General features: G+C 32.1%; 13 protein-coding genes and 1 pseudogene. 5 read left to right on the top strand and 9 right to left on the bottom strand.

Annotated features, from left to right (window positions below; translation table 11 throughout):
* Position 1 precedes the first annotated feature (1 nt).
* Complete coding sequence (locus tag LF886_RS09940) at positions 2 to 1,159, top strand: DGQHR domain-containing protein (protein WP_236853956.1); 1,158 nt, start codon at positions 2 to 4, stop codon at positions 1,157 to 1,159.
* Between the two features lie 223 nt (positions 1,160 to 1,382).
* Here the strand turns inward: LF886_RS09940 and LF886_RS09935 are convergent, their stop codons facing one another.
* The 5 genes from LF886_RS09935 to LF886_RS09915 form a co-directional block, all read right to left on the bottom strand.
* Entirely contained in the window at positions 1,383 to 2,615 is a 1,233-nt protein-coding gene (locus LF886_RS09935; RefSeq protein ID WP_236853955.1) for a BT4734/BF3469 family protein, read from the bottom strand.
* A 156-nt stretch (positions 2,616 to 2,771) separates the two neighbouring features.
* Positions 2,772 to 3,035, bottom strand: coding sequence for a helix-turn-helix domain-containing protein (locus LF886_RS09930; protein ID WP_236853954.1), 264 nt, complete (start codon positions 3,033 to 3,035; stop codon positions 2,772 to 2,774).
* Positions 3,036 to 3,114: 79 nt separating this feature from the next.
* A complete protein-coding gene (locus LF886_RS09925; protein WP_236853953.1) occupies positions 3,115 to 4,110 on the bottom strand; it encodes a hypothetical protein in 996 nt (331 codons plus the stop codon).
* Positions 4,111 to 4,133: 23 nt separating this feature from the next.
* Positions 4,134 to 5,402: a phage integrase SAM-like domain-containing protein gene (locus LF886_RS09920; RefSeq protein ID WP_236853952.1), complete on the bottom strand. Its 1,269-nt coding sequence runs from the start codon at positions 5,400 to 5,402 to the stop codon at positions 4,134 to 4,136.
* A gap of 465 nt (positions 5,403 to 5,867) precedes the next feature.
* Complete coding sequence (locus LF886_RS09915; RefSeq protein WP_236853951.1) at positions 5,868 to 6,071, bottom strand: hypothetical protein; 204 nt, start codon at positions 6,069 to 6,071, stop codon at positions 5,868 to 5,870.
* Between the two features lie 629 nt (positions 6,072 to 6,700).
* Here LF886_RS09915 and LF886_RS09910 point away from each other — a divergent pair.
* The 3 genes from LF886_RS09910 (at position 6,701) to LF886_RS09900 (ending at position 10,055) form a co-directional block, all read left to right on the top strand.
* A complete protein-coding gene (locus LF886_RS09910; protein ID WP_236853950.1) occupies positions 6,701 to 7,018 on the top strand; it encodes a helix-turn-helix domain-containing protein in 318 nt (105 codons plus the stop codon).
* Between the two features lie 101 nt (positions 7,019 to 7,119).
* Positions 7,120 to 8,616, top strand: a complete 1,497-nt coding sequence (locus LF886_RS09905; RefSeq protein ID WP_236853949.1) for a serine hydrolase domain-containing protein — start codon at positions 7,120 to 7,122, stop codon at positions 8,614 to 8,616.
* A 5-nt stretch (positions 8,617 to 8,621) separates the two neighbouring features.
* Positions 8,622 to 10,055, top strand: a complete 1,434-nt coding sequence (locus LF886_RS09900; protein WP_236853948.1) for a serine hydrolase domain-containing protein — start codon at positions 8,622 to 8,624, stop codon at positions 10,053 to 10,055.
* A gap of 56 nt (positions 10,056 to 10,111) precedes the next feature.
* Here LF886_RS09900 and LF886_RS09895 read toward each other — a convergent pair.
* The 4 genes and pseudogenes from LF886_RS09895 to LF886_RS09880 form a co-directional block, all read right to left on the bottom strand.
* Positions 10,112 to 10,575, bottom strand: a pseudogene (locus tag LF886_RS09895) (DUF2911 domain-containing protein).
* Between the two features lie 86 nt (positions 10,576 to 10,661).
* The gene (locus LF886_RS09890; protein WP_236853947.1) at positions 10,662 to 12,353 is read right to left on the bottom strand and encodes a sodium:solute symporter; all 1,692 of its coding nucleotides are present in this window, start codon (positions 12,351 to 12,353) and stop codon (positions 10,662 to 10,664) included.
* A gap of 100 nt (positions 12,354 to 12,453) precedes the next feature.
* The gene (locus tag LF886_RS09885; RefSeq protein ID WP_236853946.1) at positions 12,454 to 14,958 is read right to left on the bottom strand and encodes a PIG-L family deacetylase; all 2,505 of its coding nucleotides are present in this window, start codon (positions 14,956 to 14,958) and stop codon (positions 12,454 to 12,456) included.
* Positions 14,959 to 15,537: 579 nt separating this feature from the next.
* Entirely contained in the window at positions 15,538 to 16,074 is a 537-nt protein-coding gene (locus LF886_RS09880) for a hypothetical protein (protein WP_236853945.1), read from the bottom strand.
* Positions 16,075 to 16,358: 284 nt separating this feature from the next.
* Between LF886_RS09880 and LF886_RS09875 the strand changes: the two genes are divergently transcribed.
* Positions 16,359 to 16,871 carry an AAA family ATPase gene (locus LF886_RS09875; protein ID WP_236853944.1) on the top strand — a complete coding sequence of 171 codons (513 nt, stop codon included), beginning with the start codon at positions 16,359 to 16,361 and terminating at the stop codon, positions 16,869 to 16,871.
* Positions 16,872 to 17,007: the final 136 nt, after the last annotated feature.

Genomic DNA, 17,007 nt, shown 5'->3' with positions numbered 1-17,007 from the left:
GATGAATAATATAATCATTAGAGTTTCAAAATATTCTCAAAACAATCAAGAATATATTTCTGGTGTCTTTCCGTTTAGTATAATTTCTAATACGAGTAAAGTTTTGGTTTACGAGATAGATGATGATGGGTATCAGAGAAAGCCTAATAGGTCGCATTATCTCAAAATTAAAAACTACATACTAAAAAATAAAAATGACTTCAAATTTCCTACCTCATTAATTTTAGGATGTGACAAAAGCGAAATTACCAAATTACTCAAATATGATGACTGTGGTAATTATCTTGAATTTGATGAAAATTTTCAAAAAAAAATTTTCAGAATAGTAGATGGACAACACAGAATTGAAGGAATTAATGAAGCATTAAAAGATGATAATTCCTTATTAGATTTATTGTTTAATGTTGTTATATTAGTAAGTCCAGAAAATAAAAAATCAGTTGAATTAGAAGCCTTTATAGATATTAACTCAACAGCGAAAAGAATTAGTACTGATCTTGCAACATTGGCAAGATTTGATTATGAGATTAAGGAAAATTCAGTGATCGAAAATAATGCACCTAGACATATTGCTATTAAAACTGCTTATCATTTAAAAGAAGATTTTCCCAAATCAGTTTGGAATTCTGCAATAAAATTTGATATCCACTCTGACATCTCGCTAGGAATTGTGGGCGTTACATTGTTTAGAGAATCTATCGATCCAATAATTTCTATTCTTTTAGAATCAAAATTGAAAAATAAATCAAAAGCATCTAACTCCCAGATAATCAGAGATTATGATTTCTTGGCTAAAGATATAGCAAATGAACTGGATAAAGTTTGGAACGAAATAATAAGAAAAAAATGGAGTGAATGCTTTAGTGAATCGATTGTGAAAAATGAGGCTGGTGAGTTAAAACATATATATTATTCTAATGATTATTATATTCAAAAAACACTAGGTGTGAAAGTACTAAATGGTATTTACAGTGAAGTTTTAAAACAATATAGAGATAATACAGAAGCATTTGATGCGTTTAGAAAGATTATAATGGATAGTAAAATAATGTCCAAAGATTGGAAAAAAGGTGGTTTGTTTTCAGGCTTAAGTTCAGAATCAGGATTTTATAAGATTAGAAAAATGATTAAAAATGAAATAGAAAAACCGATTTATTAAGACCTTGAATTTAAAAGAAATATTTTATATTAAATACAATGACTAAACCCCTCTATAACAAGGGGTTTTTCAGGATTTTAACATTACATTTAAATAGTTTTATTATAAACTTGAAAAGATATTATCAATCAACTTAATTTTTTTTCCTAATAAATTTATAAGATAAAATTATTTTGTGAAATATATCATAAGTAGCTTTACAGATGGATCATTCAAAATGAACTCAGTTTCTCAATCTCTCTACAGTATTAAGCACACTACGATAGTATTTTTCAATTGTTTTTTTATTCTTACCAGTTAACTCTTTTAATTTCTTCTGAGTGATTTTTGGATGCTTTTCGTAGTCCCAATTCAGTACAAAATTCAGTAATTCATTAAATGTTTTTTCAGATCTTTCGTTACCTAGAATTTTACCATTAATTTTTAGTTTTTCAGACAATTTAATATTATCACTATATATAATTCTCTTTTTCGCCTTATTGTTTGGCTTGACTTTCCCTCTTAGATTATAAATTTTTATGGCTATTTCATCAATTTCCTCCATTTCAAGAGGAGGGCGACAGCATTTATCATTATATTTTTGTAAATAACGTTTAAACAAGGTAAAACCTGCTTCAGGATTTATAGAAATAATACAGTAAGCGTAAGCAACTAACTTCTGATTCCTTAATCCTTCTGGTATAATCTTGTAAGGTGTATAGCATTTACAATATTCTATTTTATTTTTTCCAAAATCATAATATCCTTCTTCATTAAACTTGAAATCTTTTTCTGCCAAAACATCTGACAAATTATTAAACCTAATGTTTCCTCCCCCATTATGATAGTAACCTAAATTGTTTATTTTATTACTATTAGAATGGGGGAATCTTTTAATTTCATTTATAATATTTGTATTAAACTCTAATAGATCTATTTCATCAGCATATTCATTATAATAAGCTTCTGTATCAAAACTAATAATGTTAATTCTACTACAATCATTACAAGCTTTATCATAAGGAATATCTAAAATATTTACTATATACTCATAGCTTTCTTTGAAATTTTCTTTTGAAAGGTTTCTTACTTTTACTAATAGTCCAAATCCATTTCCACCTACACTACGCCATAATGCTGTAACATACGTTGTATCATAATCAAAGTCTTTTTCTCCATCTATATCAAAGTATAAGTATCCAGTAGATTCATCCGCATTATCATTATTAATGTAGCTATTTTTAAATGTATAATTAAAACAAATAGAAGGAAGAGCTATTTTTATCGCTTGATAATCATTATTTTTTTCTTTGATTTCTCGCAACTTCAAAATTTCGGAAACCTCTATTCTTTTTTCATTTTTAAGATGTTCAACAAACTCAACTACAGAGTTTATTTGTCCGATAATATTTCTATTTTTTACATTTGTTATAAGTGAGAACATAAATTTTCGAGTTTTAAACAATGGTATTCCCATTGCAGATTATATTTAATTTTAAGCATAGCTTTAGCTCTCCATAGTACTTTACTATAGCTATATCTTGATTCGTTAAAATTTTGGAGACTGAAAAGATTGAGAAGAAAAATCTAACTCTGTAATTGGGATTGTCTAGAATTTCCCATGATTGAAGATTTAAGGATTTAACCTAGCTAAAACCTCATTCTTAGAATAATAAACTCTTTTACCTATTTTAGTATTTCTTAGAGTTCCATCATTATTCCAATGAAAAAGCGTTGTAAGACTAACATCTAACAGCTTTGCAGTTTCTTCACGAGTATAAAACTCTTTTTGGTCTTTTGATGCTTGATCCTGTTGCATTTTTTCCAATACCTTGTAAACTATTTGCTCAAATTCTTGCATTAGTTCATCTTTTGAAATTGAAATTAATTGTATCATATTTTTTTGTTTTTATTATTATGATACGAAGGTAGAAATTAGGTGTTTCCGAAAATCGGACGTTTTTTCCGATTAAAAATTACAAATTAAAAATATTGCTAAAATTATTTTCTCTTTGTTCTGAATATGATTTACCAAGACTTCTGAAACCCGCATTTTTTATAAATTCCTCGTAGTCTCTTTCGGTAATGAAGTTATTTTCGTTCAACCAGTCAATATATTTAAAATGTTTATGATTAAAAACAAGTTCTAATTGTTTCATCTTTTGAAAAAGGAACGAATAATCAACAAATCCATTGACTATATGATTTTTAGCGTATTCTAGAAATTGTTTATATGTAGATTTTTCTTTAAATATATCTTTCCAATCCACGCTGTTTTCATGTTTATTATCTTTCTTCTGCTTTTTTTCCTTTTTTAAAATAAATTTATTTTCTTCTTTATAGGTTTTATAGAAAGGAGAAGTTTTATCAATATACTTTTTATGATTTCCTACTATCCGCATCATTGATTTATTAAACAATCCAAAAATCTTTTTAATATTTTCAATATCAATATAAAACGTAACAGTATTAGTAAAAATGAATGGCGCAAATTTATAATAAGTAAGATTTTCTTTTATCTTTTCTCTGCAATCATGAAATTGTTGCAAAAGTTCAGAATTAATAAAATTTTTTATTTCTTCTATATCAGTTTTAGAATTATCTAGTATATAATCTTCTAAATCTTTTTCTATTTGAGTAAGAATTGCTGTAAAATCCTGTAATAAAATATCAGAATAATTATTTTTCTGTTCAATGAAATCAAAATAGTTAATGATTCTGATATTTTCAGTATTTGAAGAGCCGTTAAAGGAATCAAAAGCCAGAACATACATGAACCCTTTGCTTTTAACAGCTTCTTTCATTTCTCTATCAATCGGTATCAAATGTTCGACAATATTAATCTTTCCAATAGCATTTTGTTTTTCATCAAAAACAGTTACATTTTTGCCAAGCATAAATTTTTCTAATGTATGCCTGTCATATATATTAATTGATTGAAGATTATTTTTAATATTGTCAATTTTTGTCATATACGAAATATCTTTATTATAAATTAAAAACCAATTTTAGCAAAACTGTCTGCTGCTCGTACTGCCATTTCTTTTTCTGTTTTACCAATATACATTAAAAACTGCTTTTCAGTCGAATGCCCCGTTACATACATAACATCTGCCGTCGGTAACAAAGTGTGAAAATTAGTTGCAAAACTCCTTCTACCAATATGACTTGCAACAAGTTTATATTTTGGATAATTTCCAAGAACTCCTCTTTTTGTTTTATCTTCTAAAACTTGAGATTTACTACCATAAACGAGTTCAGTTATTTTAGCGTGCTTACATACAATTTTAATATCCTGATTCAGTTTTACATCTGATATTTTTTTAGGAAATTCACCATTTCTTTTATCCAATATTTTTTGTACTTCTTTAAGAATTGGAATTTGCATTAATTTCCTTGTCTTTTCCTGTCTGAATTCTATGTATCTCATATCTTTATCTTCCACAATCATAGATTTTTCAAATCTAAGAAAGTCACTCACTCTCTGACCTGAAAAACAAGCAACAATAAGCCAATCTCTTGCTATATCTAAATCATCCTGAATTAAAGTACAATTTTTAATTCGTTCAAGCTCTTCTAAACTTAAATAAATATGTTTTGGTTTATCTTTTACAAATTTTGTAACTCCAAGTTTCCACTCCTTTGTATGTGGGTGGGTTTCAATGTCATAATTTTCAGCAAATTTCGATATGGCTTTTGCATCTTTTAACTTGCTGTATATCGTGTCATGTTTATAATTTATATTTAAACAATATTTTTCAAAACTATCTTTAAAATAGTTATCCATTTCCTTAAACTGTATAACAGGAGGTCTTTTGCTGAAATTACAAAAGTCAATTAACATACTCTTCAAAACTTTAATTTTATAGTTCGTTCTTTTTGTAATTGAATTCTGTCTAAGTTCTAAATAAGTATCTATAAAATCAATTAGATTTGATGAATAGACACTTTTTTCTTTAGGGTTTAAAATGTAATTTACACAAGATTTCAGCCAAACCTTTAAGTCTAAAACAGAGTTGAGATTGTTATACTCTTGTAAAATATATCCTTCTATTTTTAATAATTTGGTATTGATAGATTCTAAATCTGTATCAAACATTTTCTTATTGGCGTTTTTACATTTCCCATTTTTCCATTCATCAACACTACATTTTAAATCTTTCATGGATAAACTAATATCAGTACCCTTGTCCTTAAATCTTACCCAAATACTGCTAGGTTTATTCTTAATATTACTTCTCAGAAAAAATACGACTGATGCCATAGTTAAATATATTTTTTGGTTTTCTAAAATACTAAAATGTATCCGTTTTTGTATCCGATTTATTTATTCTATCTAAATTAATTTAAATTCCAGTTAATTAAACTCCCCTATTATAAGCTGTTTACAGATACAATTACAGTTTACTAGAAAATTATAAATTAACTTGATGTAGTCCTGTCGAGGTCACAAGACTATAAAGCATCACTTTAAATCAAAGTGATGCTTTTTTATTTACTTATTAAGATCTCGGAACAAGTACAAAATTTGAAGAAATTTTTCAGCGTTTCTTTTGTATCCCTTTCTACCTCTTTAACTATTTCAAAATCATCTAAAAGAATGAAATATTGACACTTACAACAATACTAATTTTAGAATTTGAGCGGAACATTTTTAACATGTGGTAAAGTAAAGGGATAAAACCATTTATACGTCTTTAAGTTTTCCTATTTAAATATTAAATTGCACCTATGTTAAAAAAACTATGGACAAATACAGCTTTTTAGAAATAACCGCTTTTATTGGAATTTTTCTTGTATTTTTTCTTGCGTTGTTTTTATTAACTGTAAAAACCAAGCACAGACTTGCAAATTGGCTTCTTGCTTTTTTTCTTTTTACAAACGCTGTAGATGCTTTTAAATTTTTGATGCGTGATTTTCCTGTTAATTTCATTAACCTCGAGGCTTTTCGTTGGAGTATCAATTATTTAGTTCCGGCATCGTTTTATCTTTATGTATTGTCCGTTTGTTTTTCCAAATTTCGATTAAAACCGAAACATTTATTGCATACAATTCCGTTTGTTGCTTTCAATTTGTATATGATGTCAGGGATATATTTTGAAGATAAAGCTGCGAAAGTGAGTTTCATAAATGCGATGAATCAAACGCCTATCATGCATTTTTTTATTTTCTTTTCGAATTTCTATTTCAAATTTATTTTATTGCTTCATTTCTGGTGATTAGAAAGTCTAAAACCATCTATCTAGAGAATTATACAAATCCAAATATTTCTATTCTTAATGCACTTTACAAAATAACAATTCTATATTATGCTTTACATTTTTTAGTTCTTATAAGATGGCTGGTTAGCTTTATCTTTGGTTTGGGAGAACTTAGACAATGGATTGTTACCCTTGACGGATTTGCCTTTTTCTTTTGTACCTGTTGGTATCTATTTGTTGCATTAAATAATCCTGAATTTTTCAGAGGAGTTAATTCTCAATTAAAGCCTATCGTAGATCTAATTCAGAAACAAAAATCTTCTCCCATAATTGACGATGAAAAAATAAGCAAATCATAGCTTTGAAAGAATTTATGATTAAAAATGAACCTTATTTAGATTCTTCATTAACGATTCAGGATTTGGCAGAACAATTAAATATGCCCGTCAAAGATTTATCGGCTTTGATTAATCTGTATATGAATAAGCATTTTTTTGATTTCATTAATGAATATCGAATCGAAAAAGCTAAAGAAATATTGAAAAATCCTTTGCAAAAAGAACTGACTATTTTAGAAATTCTTTATGAGGTTGGTTTCAATTCCAAATCGTCGTTTAGTACTTCTTTTAAAAAATATACAGGCACAACACCGACAGATTTCAGAAAAAACACAAATTAATCCATTCTTTTTCTAAGAAATGCGTTCGACTTTTTTTAGTCGGTCGCGTACTGAGGTACTTTAAAGCACCTTTGCATCAAATTATGAAATCAGAATCGATTATGAAAAATTTCCTGTGTGTATTTCTTGTGCTTTTATCTCTGAATACTTTTGCACAAAAAGCCATATCAAATTCCAATAAAGAAAAAGCAAAAAAAATCGATTTGATTATTGGAAAATATCACAACTACAATCTTTTCAACGGAAGTGCTTTGGTTGTTCAAAATGGCGAAATTATCTTGCAAAAAAATTATGGAAAATCTGATATGGGCTGGAATATAGAAACAACTTCTGATACCAAATTCAGAATTGGTTCCGTAACGAAGCAGTTTACTGCAATGCTGATTATGCAGTTAAAACAAGAAGGAAAAATCAGACTGGATGACAAAATAAGTGATTATCTTCCTTGGTTTAGCAAAACGACAGGAAGCAAAATTACCATTCATCAATTGTTAACGCATACTTCTGGCTTGCCAAATTACACTGATTTCCCTGATTTTAAAACTAAAATGGTTTTCGAAAATTTGTCTGGGAAAGATTTTGCTGTCAAATATTTCAAGGATAATTTAGGATTTGAACCAGGAACAAAGCAGAATTACTGCAATACGGGCTATTATCTATTAGGGTTAATTATTGAGGAAATTACCAAGAAACCTTATGAGAAGGTTCTTCAGGAAAAGATATTTGATGTCCTTGGAATGAAAAATACAGGAGTTGAAGATCCAAAAGAAATCATTTCAAATTATGCTCAAGGATATGATTTTGATTACGACGGTTATCAAAAAACAGATTACATTAATATCAAAACTGCAGTGTTTTCTGCTGGCGGAATGTACAGCACAGCAAATGATATGCGAAAATGGGATGATGCTTTATACACGAATACTTTGCTGAATGACGAGAACAAAAAAATATATTTCACGCCCAATTTAGGTGATTACGCTTACGGTTTGGTTGTTCAGAAACATCAGAATTTTTTAGGTTCAGGAAAAGATATTACAACAATGGCACATAGTGGCGGAATCAATGGTTTTTCCTGCAATATTGCCAGAATTCCTGAGGACAAAATATATGTAATCCTGCTTGATAACACTAGAGCAGGTAAAAGAGGCGGACAATTGGAAGCTGTTATCGATGATGTCTTCGGAATTCTATACAATACCAAAGTTGATTTGCCTAAACCATTAATTATCTTCGAAGTTTATAAAAAAATGAAAACAGAATCAGTAGAAAAAGGAATTGCTTATTTGAAAGAACTGAAGAAAAACAAATTCGATTCTTATAATTTTAATGGTTTTGAAAATGAATTGAATAGATTAACATACAAGTTTTTGGGTGAAGGAAAACCTGATGATGCTTTAAAGATTATTGATTATGCAGTTTCAGAATTTCCCAACTCTTCCAATATTTATGATACACGTGGTGAGATTTATTTTCTTAAAAAAGATTATAATGCTTCTAAAAAGAATTATCAGAAAACGTTGGAACTGAATCCTAATAATGATAATGCCAAAGAAATGCTTTCAAAAATCAATCAAACTCTATTTCCAAAAAACTAATTAAAATGAAGAACCGATTTTTCTTATTATTAACAACTGTTTTATTGACAAATACGCTTTCTGCCCAAGGGTTAAATAATCCCAAAGAAACAAAGAAAATACATCAAAATTCGATTGAACAAAAATCAGAAATTAGTCAAATTGATTCCTTAATGGCAAAATCTTACGAAAGAGGTTTGTTCAATGGAAATGTCCTTATTGCTAAAAATGATAAAATTATTTATCAAAAATCATTTGGTTTTACCGATGAAACGAGACAAACTCCTTTAAACAGCAAGTCAATATTCAACATTGGCTCTATTGCAAAGGAATTTAATGCTGTTGCCATCATGATTTTGGTTGAACGTGGTCTTCTAAATCTTGATGACAAGGTATCCAAATTTAATTTAGGATTACCAAAATGGGCAGAAAAGGTTTCTATATGTCATCTGATTAATTATGCCAGTGATATTCCTCCAATCGAACGATTAAAACCCGAAAATGATGCGGAGACATGGAATATTTTGAGAAGTAATGATAGTCTACTCTTTGAACCAGGAACCAGTTACAGGTATGATAATGGCAATGTCTTTTTACAAAGAAGAATTATTGAAAAGGTAACCGGAATGTCTTTTCAGCAGTTTGTCATTAAAAACATAGTTAAACCTTTGAAAATGACCAATTCGGTATTTGATCCAACATTTGACTCTAAAAACAGAACCTCTTGTTATGATATGGACAATGTCCGATGCCCGGAATTGAAATTTATTAGCGGCTGGCTTTGGGTAGATATCAATGATTTCTATAAATGGACTGAAGCGCTGAATTCTAATCGTTTAATATCCAAAAAATCCTTTCAAACTTTGTTGAATAACCCATACGCAAAAGAGGAAGGCGGATCGCTTGGCAGATACTTTGAAAAAGAAGATCTACAAAGACACAATGGAATTTCGTATAAATTTGAATCCATTTTTTTAAACGATTTTAAAAATAAAATTACGATAATTCTGGTGTCCAATAATCTCAATAGAGTTTGGGATTTAGGGCATATTATTCACAACTTAATGTTAGGAAAAGAGTATGAAATTCCTAAAAAATCTATTTATCAAGCGATAAGAAAAGAATCTCTCAACGATGTAAATAAAGGGATAGAGACTTATTATTTACTCAAAGAAAAATCTAAAAATGAATATAGTTTTGAGAATCCAGGAGAGCTTAATAAGTTAGGATATGAATTATCAAGACTCGGAAAAATCAATGAATCCATAACAATATTTAAATTGGCAACAAAAGAGTTTCCTAAAGATGCCAATCTTTTCGATAGTTTAGGGGAAGCCTATTTTACAGATAAGCAATATGATTTAGCATTAGAGAATTATAAAAAAGCAATCAGTCTTGGCGGAACCAATGGTAATGCTGAAAAAATGATCGATAAAATAGAGAAAGAAATAGGGAAGTAAAATTTTAAACAAAAAAATCCCGGATTAACCGGGATTTTAATTTCTGATATTCAAATTTATTTGATCTCAACAGGAACTGAGATTTTATCCCAATCCATTGTGAATCCATTATTGTTTATTTTATACACTAAAGTTTCCTGTGTTGCTGGTAAAGCTTTTGTTTTTACATCAACACGTAAAGCATCTTTTGCTTCTTCGTATTTATAAGCGCCCCATTGTTTTGGCTCTTTGTTAAAATCGCAGTCCAGGTTCCGCTTTCTTTAGGAATTAAGAAAAAGCTGTATTTACCTGCAGGCAGTTTTTTACCCTGAACGGTAATGTCTTTATCCGTTTCAAAAGTAGTTGCTTCATTGGCACCTGCACGCCAAACTTTATTATAAGCTTCTAAACCACCCCAGATTGTACGCCCTTTCACAGAAGGACTGCTATAGGCAATGGTAACGGTTGCATCTTTAATTTTTCCCGTTGCAGTAGCTGGAGGGCTGGCAGGTTTTTTAGTGTCCTGTGCAAAGGCATTCATAGAGATTGTCATTGTCGCAACAAGGACGAGAGCAGATTTAATGATAGTTTTCATAATATTTTTGTTTGTATGTTTACTTTGTTCGTTTACGAATTTACTGCTTTCTGCTTATAAAACAATAACCCGATTGTCGAAAATATAATGACTGCCGCAGCCCCGATTACATTAAGCCAAAGGAAAGAAATAATATCGAACTTATAAACGGCAATAACCGCAATTTCTGATAAAATTGCAGAAATAAATACATTCGCGCCATCGATTTTTTTGTAGTAAAAGGCGACAAGAAAAATCCCCAATATCGGACCGTAGAAAAGAGAACCTAATACATTTACCGCTTCAATAAGGGAGCCCATTTGAGTGGCAAACATAGCTACACCGATTGAGAAGATTCCCCAGGCTAAAGTGTGTAGGCGACTGTATTTCAATTCGGTTGCATCATCAGGAATTTCTTTTTTAAATATCAAATGAACATCTTTTAATGAGCAAGCCGCGAGGGAATTTAACGCTGCAGAAATTGAACCCCAGCTGGCCAGAAAAATGACAGCAAACAGTAAACCTATCATTCCTACAGGCAATGTATTTTTTACGAAATACAGAAAAATATAGTTCGTATCCGTTTTCTCGGCATTATAGTTTGAATTATTAATCGCTTCCTCTACCCTGCTGTGAAGTGCTTTCACCTCGGTTTGTGTATTTTTAAAATCCTGAATTGTTTTGCTAAGTTGGGGAGAATGAGTTTCTTTCAACTTTAGAATTTCTTTCGATTCTGCATTAAATTTTATTTGCAAATTCTGATGCTCTTTTTCAAAAACTGCAGCCTGTTCAGGTTTTTCTTCCTTTAAATGCTGGTAAGAGCGTTCGTTAAAATAAATCGGAGCCGGTTTTAGAGAAAAGAAAGCGAAAAGCAAAGCACCAATGAGAAGAATAGCAAATTGCATCGGAATTTTAACCAATCCGTTCAACAGCAAGCCCATTTTTGCATTGGTATCGTCTTTCGCCGTAATATACCTCCCGACCTGACTCTGGTCCGTCCCGAAATAAGAAAGTGCCAGAAAAAAACCACCAATTAATCCGCTCCAAATATTGTATTTATCTTTCCAATCGAATTCCGTGGTGATTACATTGAGCTTTCCGGATTTCCCTGCCAGATAAAGCGCATCGTTAAAACCAATTCCATTCGGCATATTTTGAATAAGCAAATACCCTGCAAAAGCCATGGTTCCCAGAATAATGAGAAACTGTAGTTTTTGGGTGTGAGCGATCGCTTTTGCACCGCCAACATAGGTGTAAATCAACAGAATACCACCCGTTAAAACATTGGTTAAATAAATATTCCAGTTTAAAACACTTGACAAGATGATACTTGGAGCGTAAATACTGATTCCTGTTGATAAACCTCTGGAAAAAAGAAAAAGCAATGAAGTAAGCACTCTTGTTTTTTTATCAAAACGGTTTTCCAGATATTCATAAGCGGTGTACACATTTAAGCGCTGAAAAATCGGGATGAAAGTGATACAGATCACAATCATCGCCAAAGGCAGACCAAAGTAATACTGAACGAAACGCATACCGTCTGTATACGCCTGGCCCGGTGCCGAAAGAAATGTAATGGCACTTGCCTGCGTTGCCATAATACCTATCAACACAATGTACCAAGGCATTTTATTATCTGCTTTTAGGTATGATTCGTTGCTTTTTTGGCCACGACCGATCAATACGCCGTAAACCACCACTGCAACAAGTGTAAAAATAAGAACTGTCCAATCTATAGTACTCATGCCCAGAATTTAGTAAACAAATAATAAAATGCGATCTGGAATACTAATGCAACTGCTAATAGTATGTACCAGGTATTCCAATTTTTAAGTTTATTGTTCATCAGTTTTTCTGTGCAGATAAAAAGTTAAAAAATAAACGTGCCGCCCCCACATTTCCCGCAGGCAGCTGTCTGAAAAATGCCAACGGTGTGTAAATAAAATTACCCTTCCCGTATTTGGCATATAAAGTTGATCCCTGCAGTGGCTCTTCACCGGTATCGTGCATTTCAAAAAGCGGTTCATACGCTGCATCCCATTGAGCAGGGAAATAGGCACCACGCTCCTGTACCCAACCATTAAAATCATCCGCAGTAATTTTGTTAGGAAAGTTCAGTAATTTATGATTTGGATTTAAAAATGTAACCGCAGCATTTTCTTCGGTAACCCGCTTATTGGCAATGCTGAAATTGTACATCCCCAATTGGTCAACAGTTGTATCCTGATTCGTGTTATACTGCATCACCAGATTACCTCCGGATTTTACATAAGACCATAAAAAAGGCATCCAGCGGCCCAGCTTTTTCTCTGTGTTATTGGCACGAACCCCCAGTACGATGGCATCATATTGCGATAGCTTGTTTTGACTGCCGTTTCCGCCAGATTCATCTACGTTGCCATAAAAATCTTCGTCTTTCAGTACCTCTACCTGAATACCTGCAATACGTAGGAACTCAGGAATGAAATCGCCTGCTCCTTCTACATAACCTACTTTTTTAACCTTCGCCTGAATATCGCCTTTCATTACGATGGCAGTTGCAGGCGAAAAATATTGTAAAGAGGGTAAATGAGGATATTGAATTAATACTTGTTTTTTATTATAAGTGACTCCATCTGCAACAAAATTGGCATCTATCTGCAAGCGAGATGAATGTATTGAAGCTAGCTTATTTTTTGGAATCACGTAATTGATGGTAGTATCTTTTCCATTGAGCAAATTTATATTAGTGCCGCCTAATCGTTCTCCGTTATACATCAGGTTTAGAACACCGTTATTATACTGTTTGTTAGAATTAACTTTAAGATTTAAACTCAAATGTACATCTTCATTTTCTTTGACCACATAAAGGGGTTGTGCAAATTTCAGCTCCACTGCAGGAACAATACGCAAAGCTTCGACCACATCACCACGCACTGGGTCCAATTTCTTGAAAGATAAAGGAAGTTTAACCTGAAAATTTTCCGAACCGATTTTTAAACTAAGCAAAACATTCAGTGGTGATTCTGCCTCGGGCAAACCGATTAAAGTATCATTCGGAACAGAGAAAGTTGCTGCGTTCGTGGGAGATTTTGCCAACCAGTAAGGTTCTGTAAGTGCTGCATCTGCAGGAATCTGAATGTCATGCTGAATGGTAATTAAAGAATCTTTTGATAGTTTTCTGTTGAAGCTTTCTGATTGACTTAACCATTTTACATTTTCTAAAACGACAGGATTTGCAGCTCTCGAAATCAGATTTAACCTGAAATTGTAATGATCCCCAGCAACAGCTTCAGCCTGATTGGTAACTACCTCGCCCATAAATCCGGCACAGCTTACAATGATATTGTCAAGAGATTTAATTTTATCCTTTTTTAGATCTCCATCCTGTAGCGCCACAACCTTTTTTCGCAAAGCAAGCAAAGCAGGTAAACTGAGGTCAGGATTATTGAAATTGAAAGCGGAAATAATTTTATCTAATGATTCGTCAATATCAGCGTTTCCTTTTGCGGTCCAGGTTTTAACGACTCCGTCAAAAAGTGTTGTTTTTGCAAGATCGCCAGTAACGTGGGCAAAATATTCAGTTCTGATGCCGGCTACAGACTGTGTTCCCGCACCCTGGCTTTTATGTAAACTTCTGCTTAATCCTGCCAATTCACCATAGCCCATTCCCAATTGCGCATCATATTGCCCAACGGTAACTTTCAGTTGATTTTCAGCTGTCGTATTGACCCCACCAAAGCGGAAGGTATTCCATAATACACGTTTTGGCTGCCATACATTGACATATTTTAGTTGATCTGGGAAAGCAGTTTTATCGCCTGCCAGCTTAAAAGCTTTTTCCGCAACCACAGCCGAAGCCGCATGTTGTCCGTGCCCTGCCGCAGCAGTAGGAGGAAAACGACAAATGATAACATCCGGACGGAATTTACGGATTACCCAAACCACATCCGCTGTAATGCTGTCTGCATCCCATTGTTTAAAGGTATCAGTAGTATTTTTAGAGAACCCGAAATCAATCGCACGGGTAAAAAACTGCTGGGCGCCATCTAACTTTCTTGCCTCTAAAAGCTCATGCGTTCTGATTAATCCCAATGCAGCACCCTGTTCTGTGCCCAATAAATTCTGACCACCATCTCCTCTCGTTAAAGATAAATAGCCCGTTTCTACATTTTGGTCGTTGATTAACCAGGAGAGTAATCCTGTATTTTCATCATCAGGATGAGCCGCAAGGTATAAAACTTTAGGCAGCTGTTTAAGTGTTTTGAGTTCACGATAAATTTCAGATGATTTTGAAGGTCGAACCTGTTGGGCCGAACAAAAAACCGTATAAAATCCAAGGATAAATACAGTGCTTACTTTTTTGAACATTTAATTTTACTTTGCAGAGCAAATATAAGTAAATCATCTTTCTTTCAACCTTAAAAGAATTAAAGTATGAATTTCATAAAAAAAGCTGTTTATTTTTTTATTAAACCACAAAAGGCACAAAAGATTTTTAAACACTTTAGCTATTTAAGTTATATACTTTGTGTATAAGAAGTACATTAAAGGTTTGTTGAAAGTCAAAGATTTTCATCTTATGTGAACTTAAAATTGTGTGATATTTCCTTCAACTTTCTAAAGTGTACTAAAGTGTTAAAAATAAAAGGACAATGTGTAGGTCATGTTTTCTGCAAAAATTTTTACCATCTCTAATTAAAACAAACCACAAAAGGCACAAAAGATTGAAACACTTAAGTGAGCTTAAGAGGATATCCTGGCGCACAATAAGTCCACATAAGTTTTAAAAATCTTTGATTTTTTTCTTCAGGTACTTTTATGCTGTATTATTTTAAACCTTCTTAAGTGTCCTAAAGTGTTAAAAAAATAAAAACTTTTGTGACTTTTGTGGTTACATTTAAGCAGACTTAATGTATGAATTAGAGTTTCAAAGAAAATAAAAACTCCTTATGTTTTTCTAATCGTATTCCGTGTAAGATAGATATAATTAAACATGCAAAATGTGGCTGCCGCCCCAAAAGTATGCCATAAAAAGTGTGTTCCGAAACTCAACCATTCCCATTTATCAACGATGCGGAAAGTGAGTGCAAGAGCAAACGACAATAAAGCAAAGCCTACCCATTTACCAGCTTTCCATTGGGTATAAATCAAATAACTTAATACCGAAAAAAGCACAAATGAAGCCATGATTGCATAATTTACATTGATAAAGAGAGAAGGGTTATCTACCAAAATCCAATTTCTCAAGGCAAACATGAGCATTATATATATGAGAACCATTACAACGGCATAGTACCATCTGATGCTCTGAGCTAAAAAATAAAATCCGGCAGACAAACAGAGCAACATAATGGGCATCCAATCCATCATAATAAATACCGGCCATTGTCTGAATGAATGGTAAACAGTTCCCCCTATGGCACCAATATATAATAACACCAGGCAGTATGTTAAAAAAGGATATTCTTTAAAATTACCCTTCATTTTAAGGGTCCAAAAATAGCTATGGCTAAAAATAATATAGCAGTTATTGCATTTAATGGCTCAGGGAAAAATTGGGCCATATCTGTTTCTTTGTATAACATGCCTCCATCCGGAGGTAGTAGGTTTATTGGCATTGTCTTTTTTATATTATATTTATATACGTGTTCTAAATATATAAAAATTATGGTATTAAATAGATTGACAAAACGCTATACAATGGACGCTCAAAAAAATAGGCACGAAAATTTCGTACCAGACTTTTGGATTACAATATAAACTGAAATATGAGAATTGCAATAATTGGTGCTCACAAAGTCGGTAAAACCACATTGGCAGAAGAACTTCTGGAGAACCTTCCCGGGTACACCCTTGAAATAGAACCCTACTACCAGATGGAGTCTTCAGGGTATGAATTTTCAGAAGAACCTCATCCTGACGATTTTCTTGAACAATTTAATTATTCAGCCAAACTGGTCTTCAAAAGCGGAGATGATGTCATATTTGATAGATGTGTCATTGATATCTTAGCGTATCTTCATGTTCTTGATTCTGGTCGAAATATCCAGTTTCTTTTTGAAAAAGTTCAAACCATCATCGATGAAATTGATATTTTTATTTTTGTCCCTATTGAAGAACCCTATCTGATATCCAACCATCAGATAGAGCTGCCAAAACTCAGGCATAAGGTTAATGAGCTACTTTATGACTGGATTGAGGATCTTGGAATAAAGGTCATTAAAGTAAGCGGAACTTCATCGAACCGAAAAGATCAGGTGCTGACCGAAATTTTATCCTAGGGTCTGAGGTGGGTAACTTCTGTAAGGCTTTAAAAAGGTTACAGGTTTAAATCCTGTCGAGGTCACTATTGTATAATTTCTATTTTAAGAAATTTTACAAAATACAGGAATAATAAGCATTACGGTTATATTGGAG

Source organism: Chryseobacterium sp. MEBOG07 (assembly GCF_021869745.1).
Classification (GTDB): domain Bacteria; phylum Bacteroidota; class Bacteroidia; order Flavobacteriales; family Weeksellaceae; genus Chryseobacterium; species Chryseobacterium viscerum.
This window is presented reverse-complemented; position numbering and strand designations above follow the sequence as displayed.

What these genes read in the sequence shown, in the direction of transcription:
- LF886_RS09940 (WP_236853956.1), top strand. Translation starts at nt 2, where the DNA reads ATGAATAATATAATCATTAGAGTTTCAAAATATTCTCAAAACAATCAA.
- LF886_RS09935 (WP_236853955.1), bottom strand. Translation starts at nt 2,615, where the DNA reads ATGGGAATACCATTGTTTAAAACTCGAAAATTTATGTTCTCACTTATA.
- LF886_RS09930 (WP_236853954.1), bottom strand. Translation starts at nt 3,035, where the DNA reads ATGATACAATTAATTTCAATTTCAAAAGATGAACTAATGCAAGAATTT.
- LF886_RS09925 (WP_236853953.1), bottom strand. Translation starts at nt 4,110, where the DNA reads ATGACAAAAATTGACAATATTAAAAATAATCTTCAATCAATTAATATA.
- LF886_RS09920 (WP_236853952.1), bottom strand. Translation starts at nt 5,402, where the DNA reads ATGGCATCAGTCGTATTTTTTCTGAGAAGTAATATTAAGAATAAACCT.
- LF886_RS09915 (WP_236853951.1), bottom strand. Translation starts at nt 6,071, where the DNA reads ATGAAATTAACAGGAAAATCACGCATCAAAAATTTAAAAGCATCTACA.
- LF886_RS09905 (WP_236853949.1), top strand. Translation starts at nt 7,120, where the DNA reads ATGAAAAATTTCCTGTGTGTATTTCTTGTGCTTTTATCTCTGAATACT.
- LF886_RS09900 (WP_236853948.1), top strand. Translation starts at nt 8,622, where the DNA reads ATGAAGAACCGATTTTTCTTATTATTAACAACTGTTTTATTGACAAAT.
- LF886_RS09890 (WP_236853947.1), bottom strand. Translation starts at nt 12,353, where the DNA reads ATGAGTACTATAGATTGGACAGTTCTTATTTTTACACTTGTTGCAGTG.
- LF886_RS09885 (WP_236853946.1), bottom strand. Translation starts at nt 14,958, where the DNA reads ATGTTCAAAAAAGTAAGCACTGTATTTATCCTTGGATTTTATACGGTT.
- LF886_RS09880 (WP_236853945.1), bottom strand. Translation starts at nt 16,074, where the DNA reads ATGAAGGGTAATTTTAAAGAATATCCTTTTTTAACATACTGCCTGGTG.
- LF886_RS09875 (WP_236853944.1), top strand. Translation starts at nt 16,359, where the DNA reads ATGAGAATTGCAATAATTGGTGCTCACAAAGTCGGTAAAACCACATTG.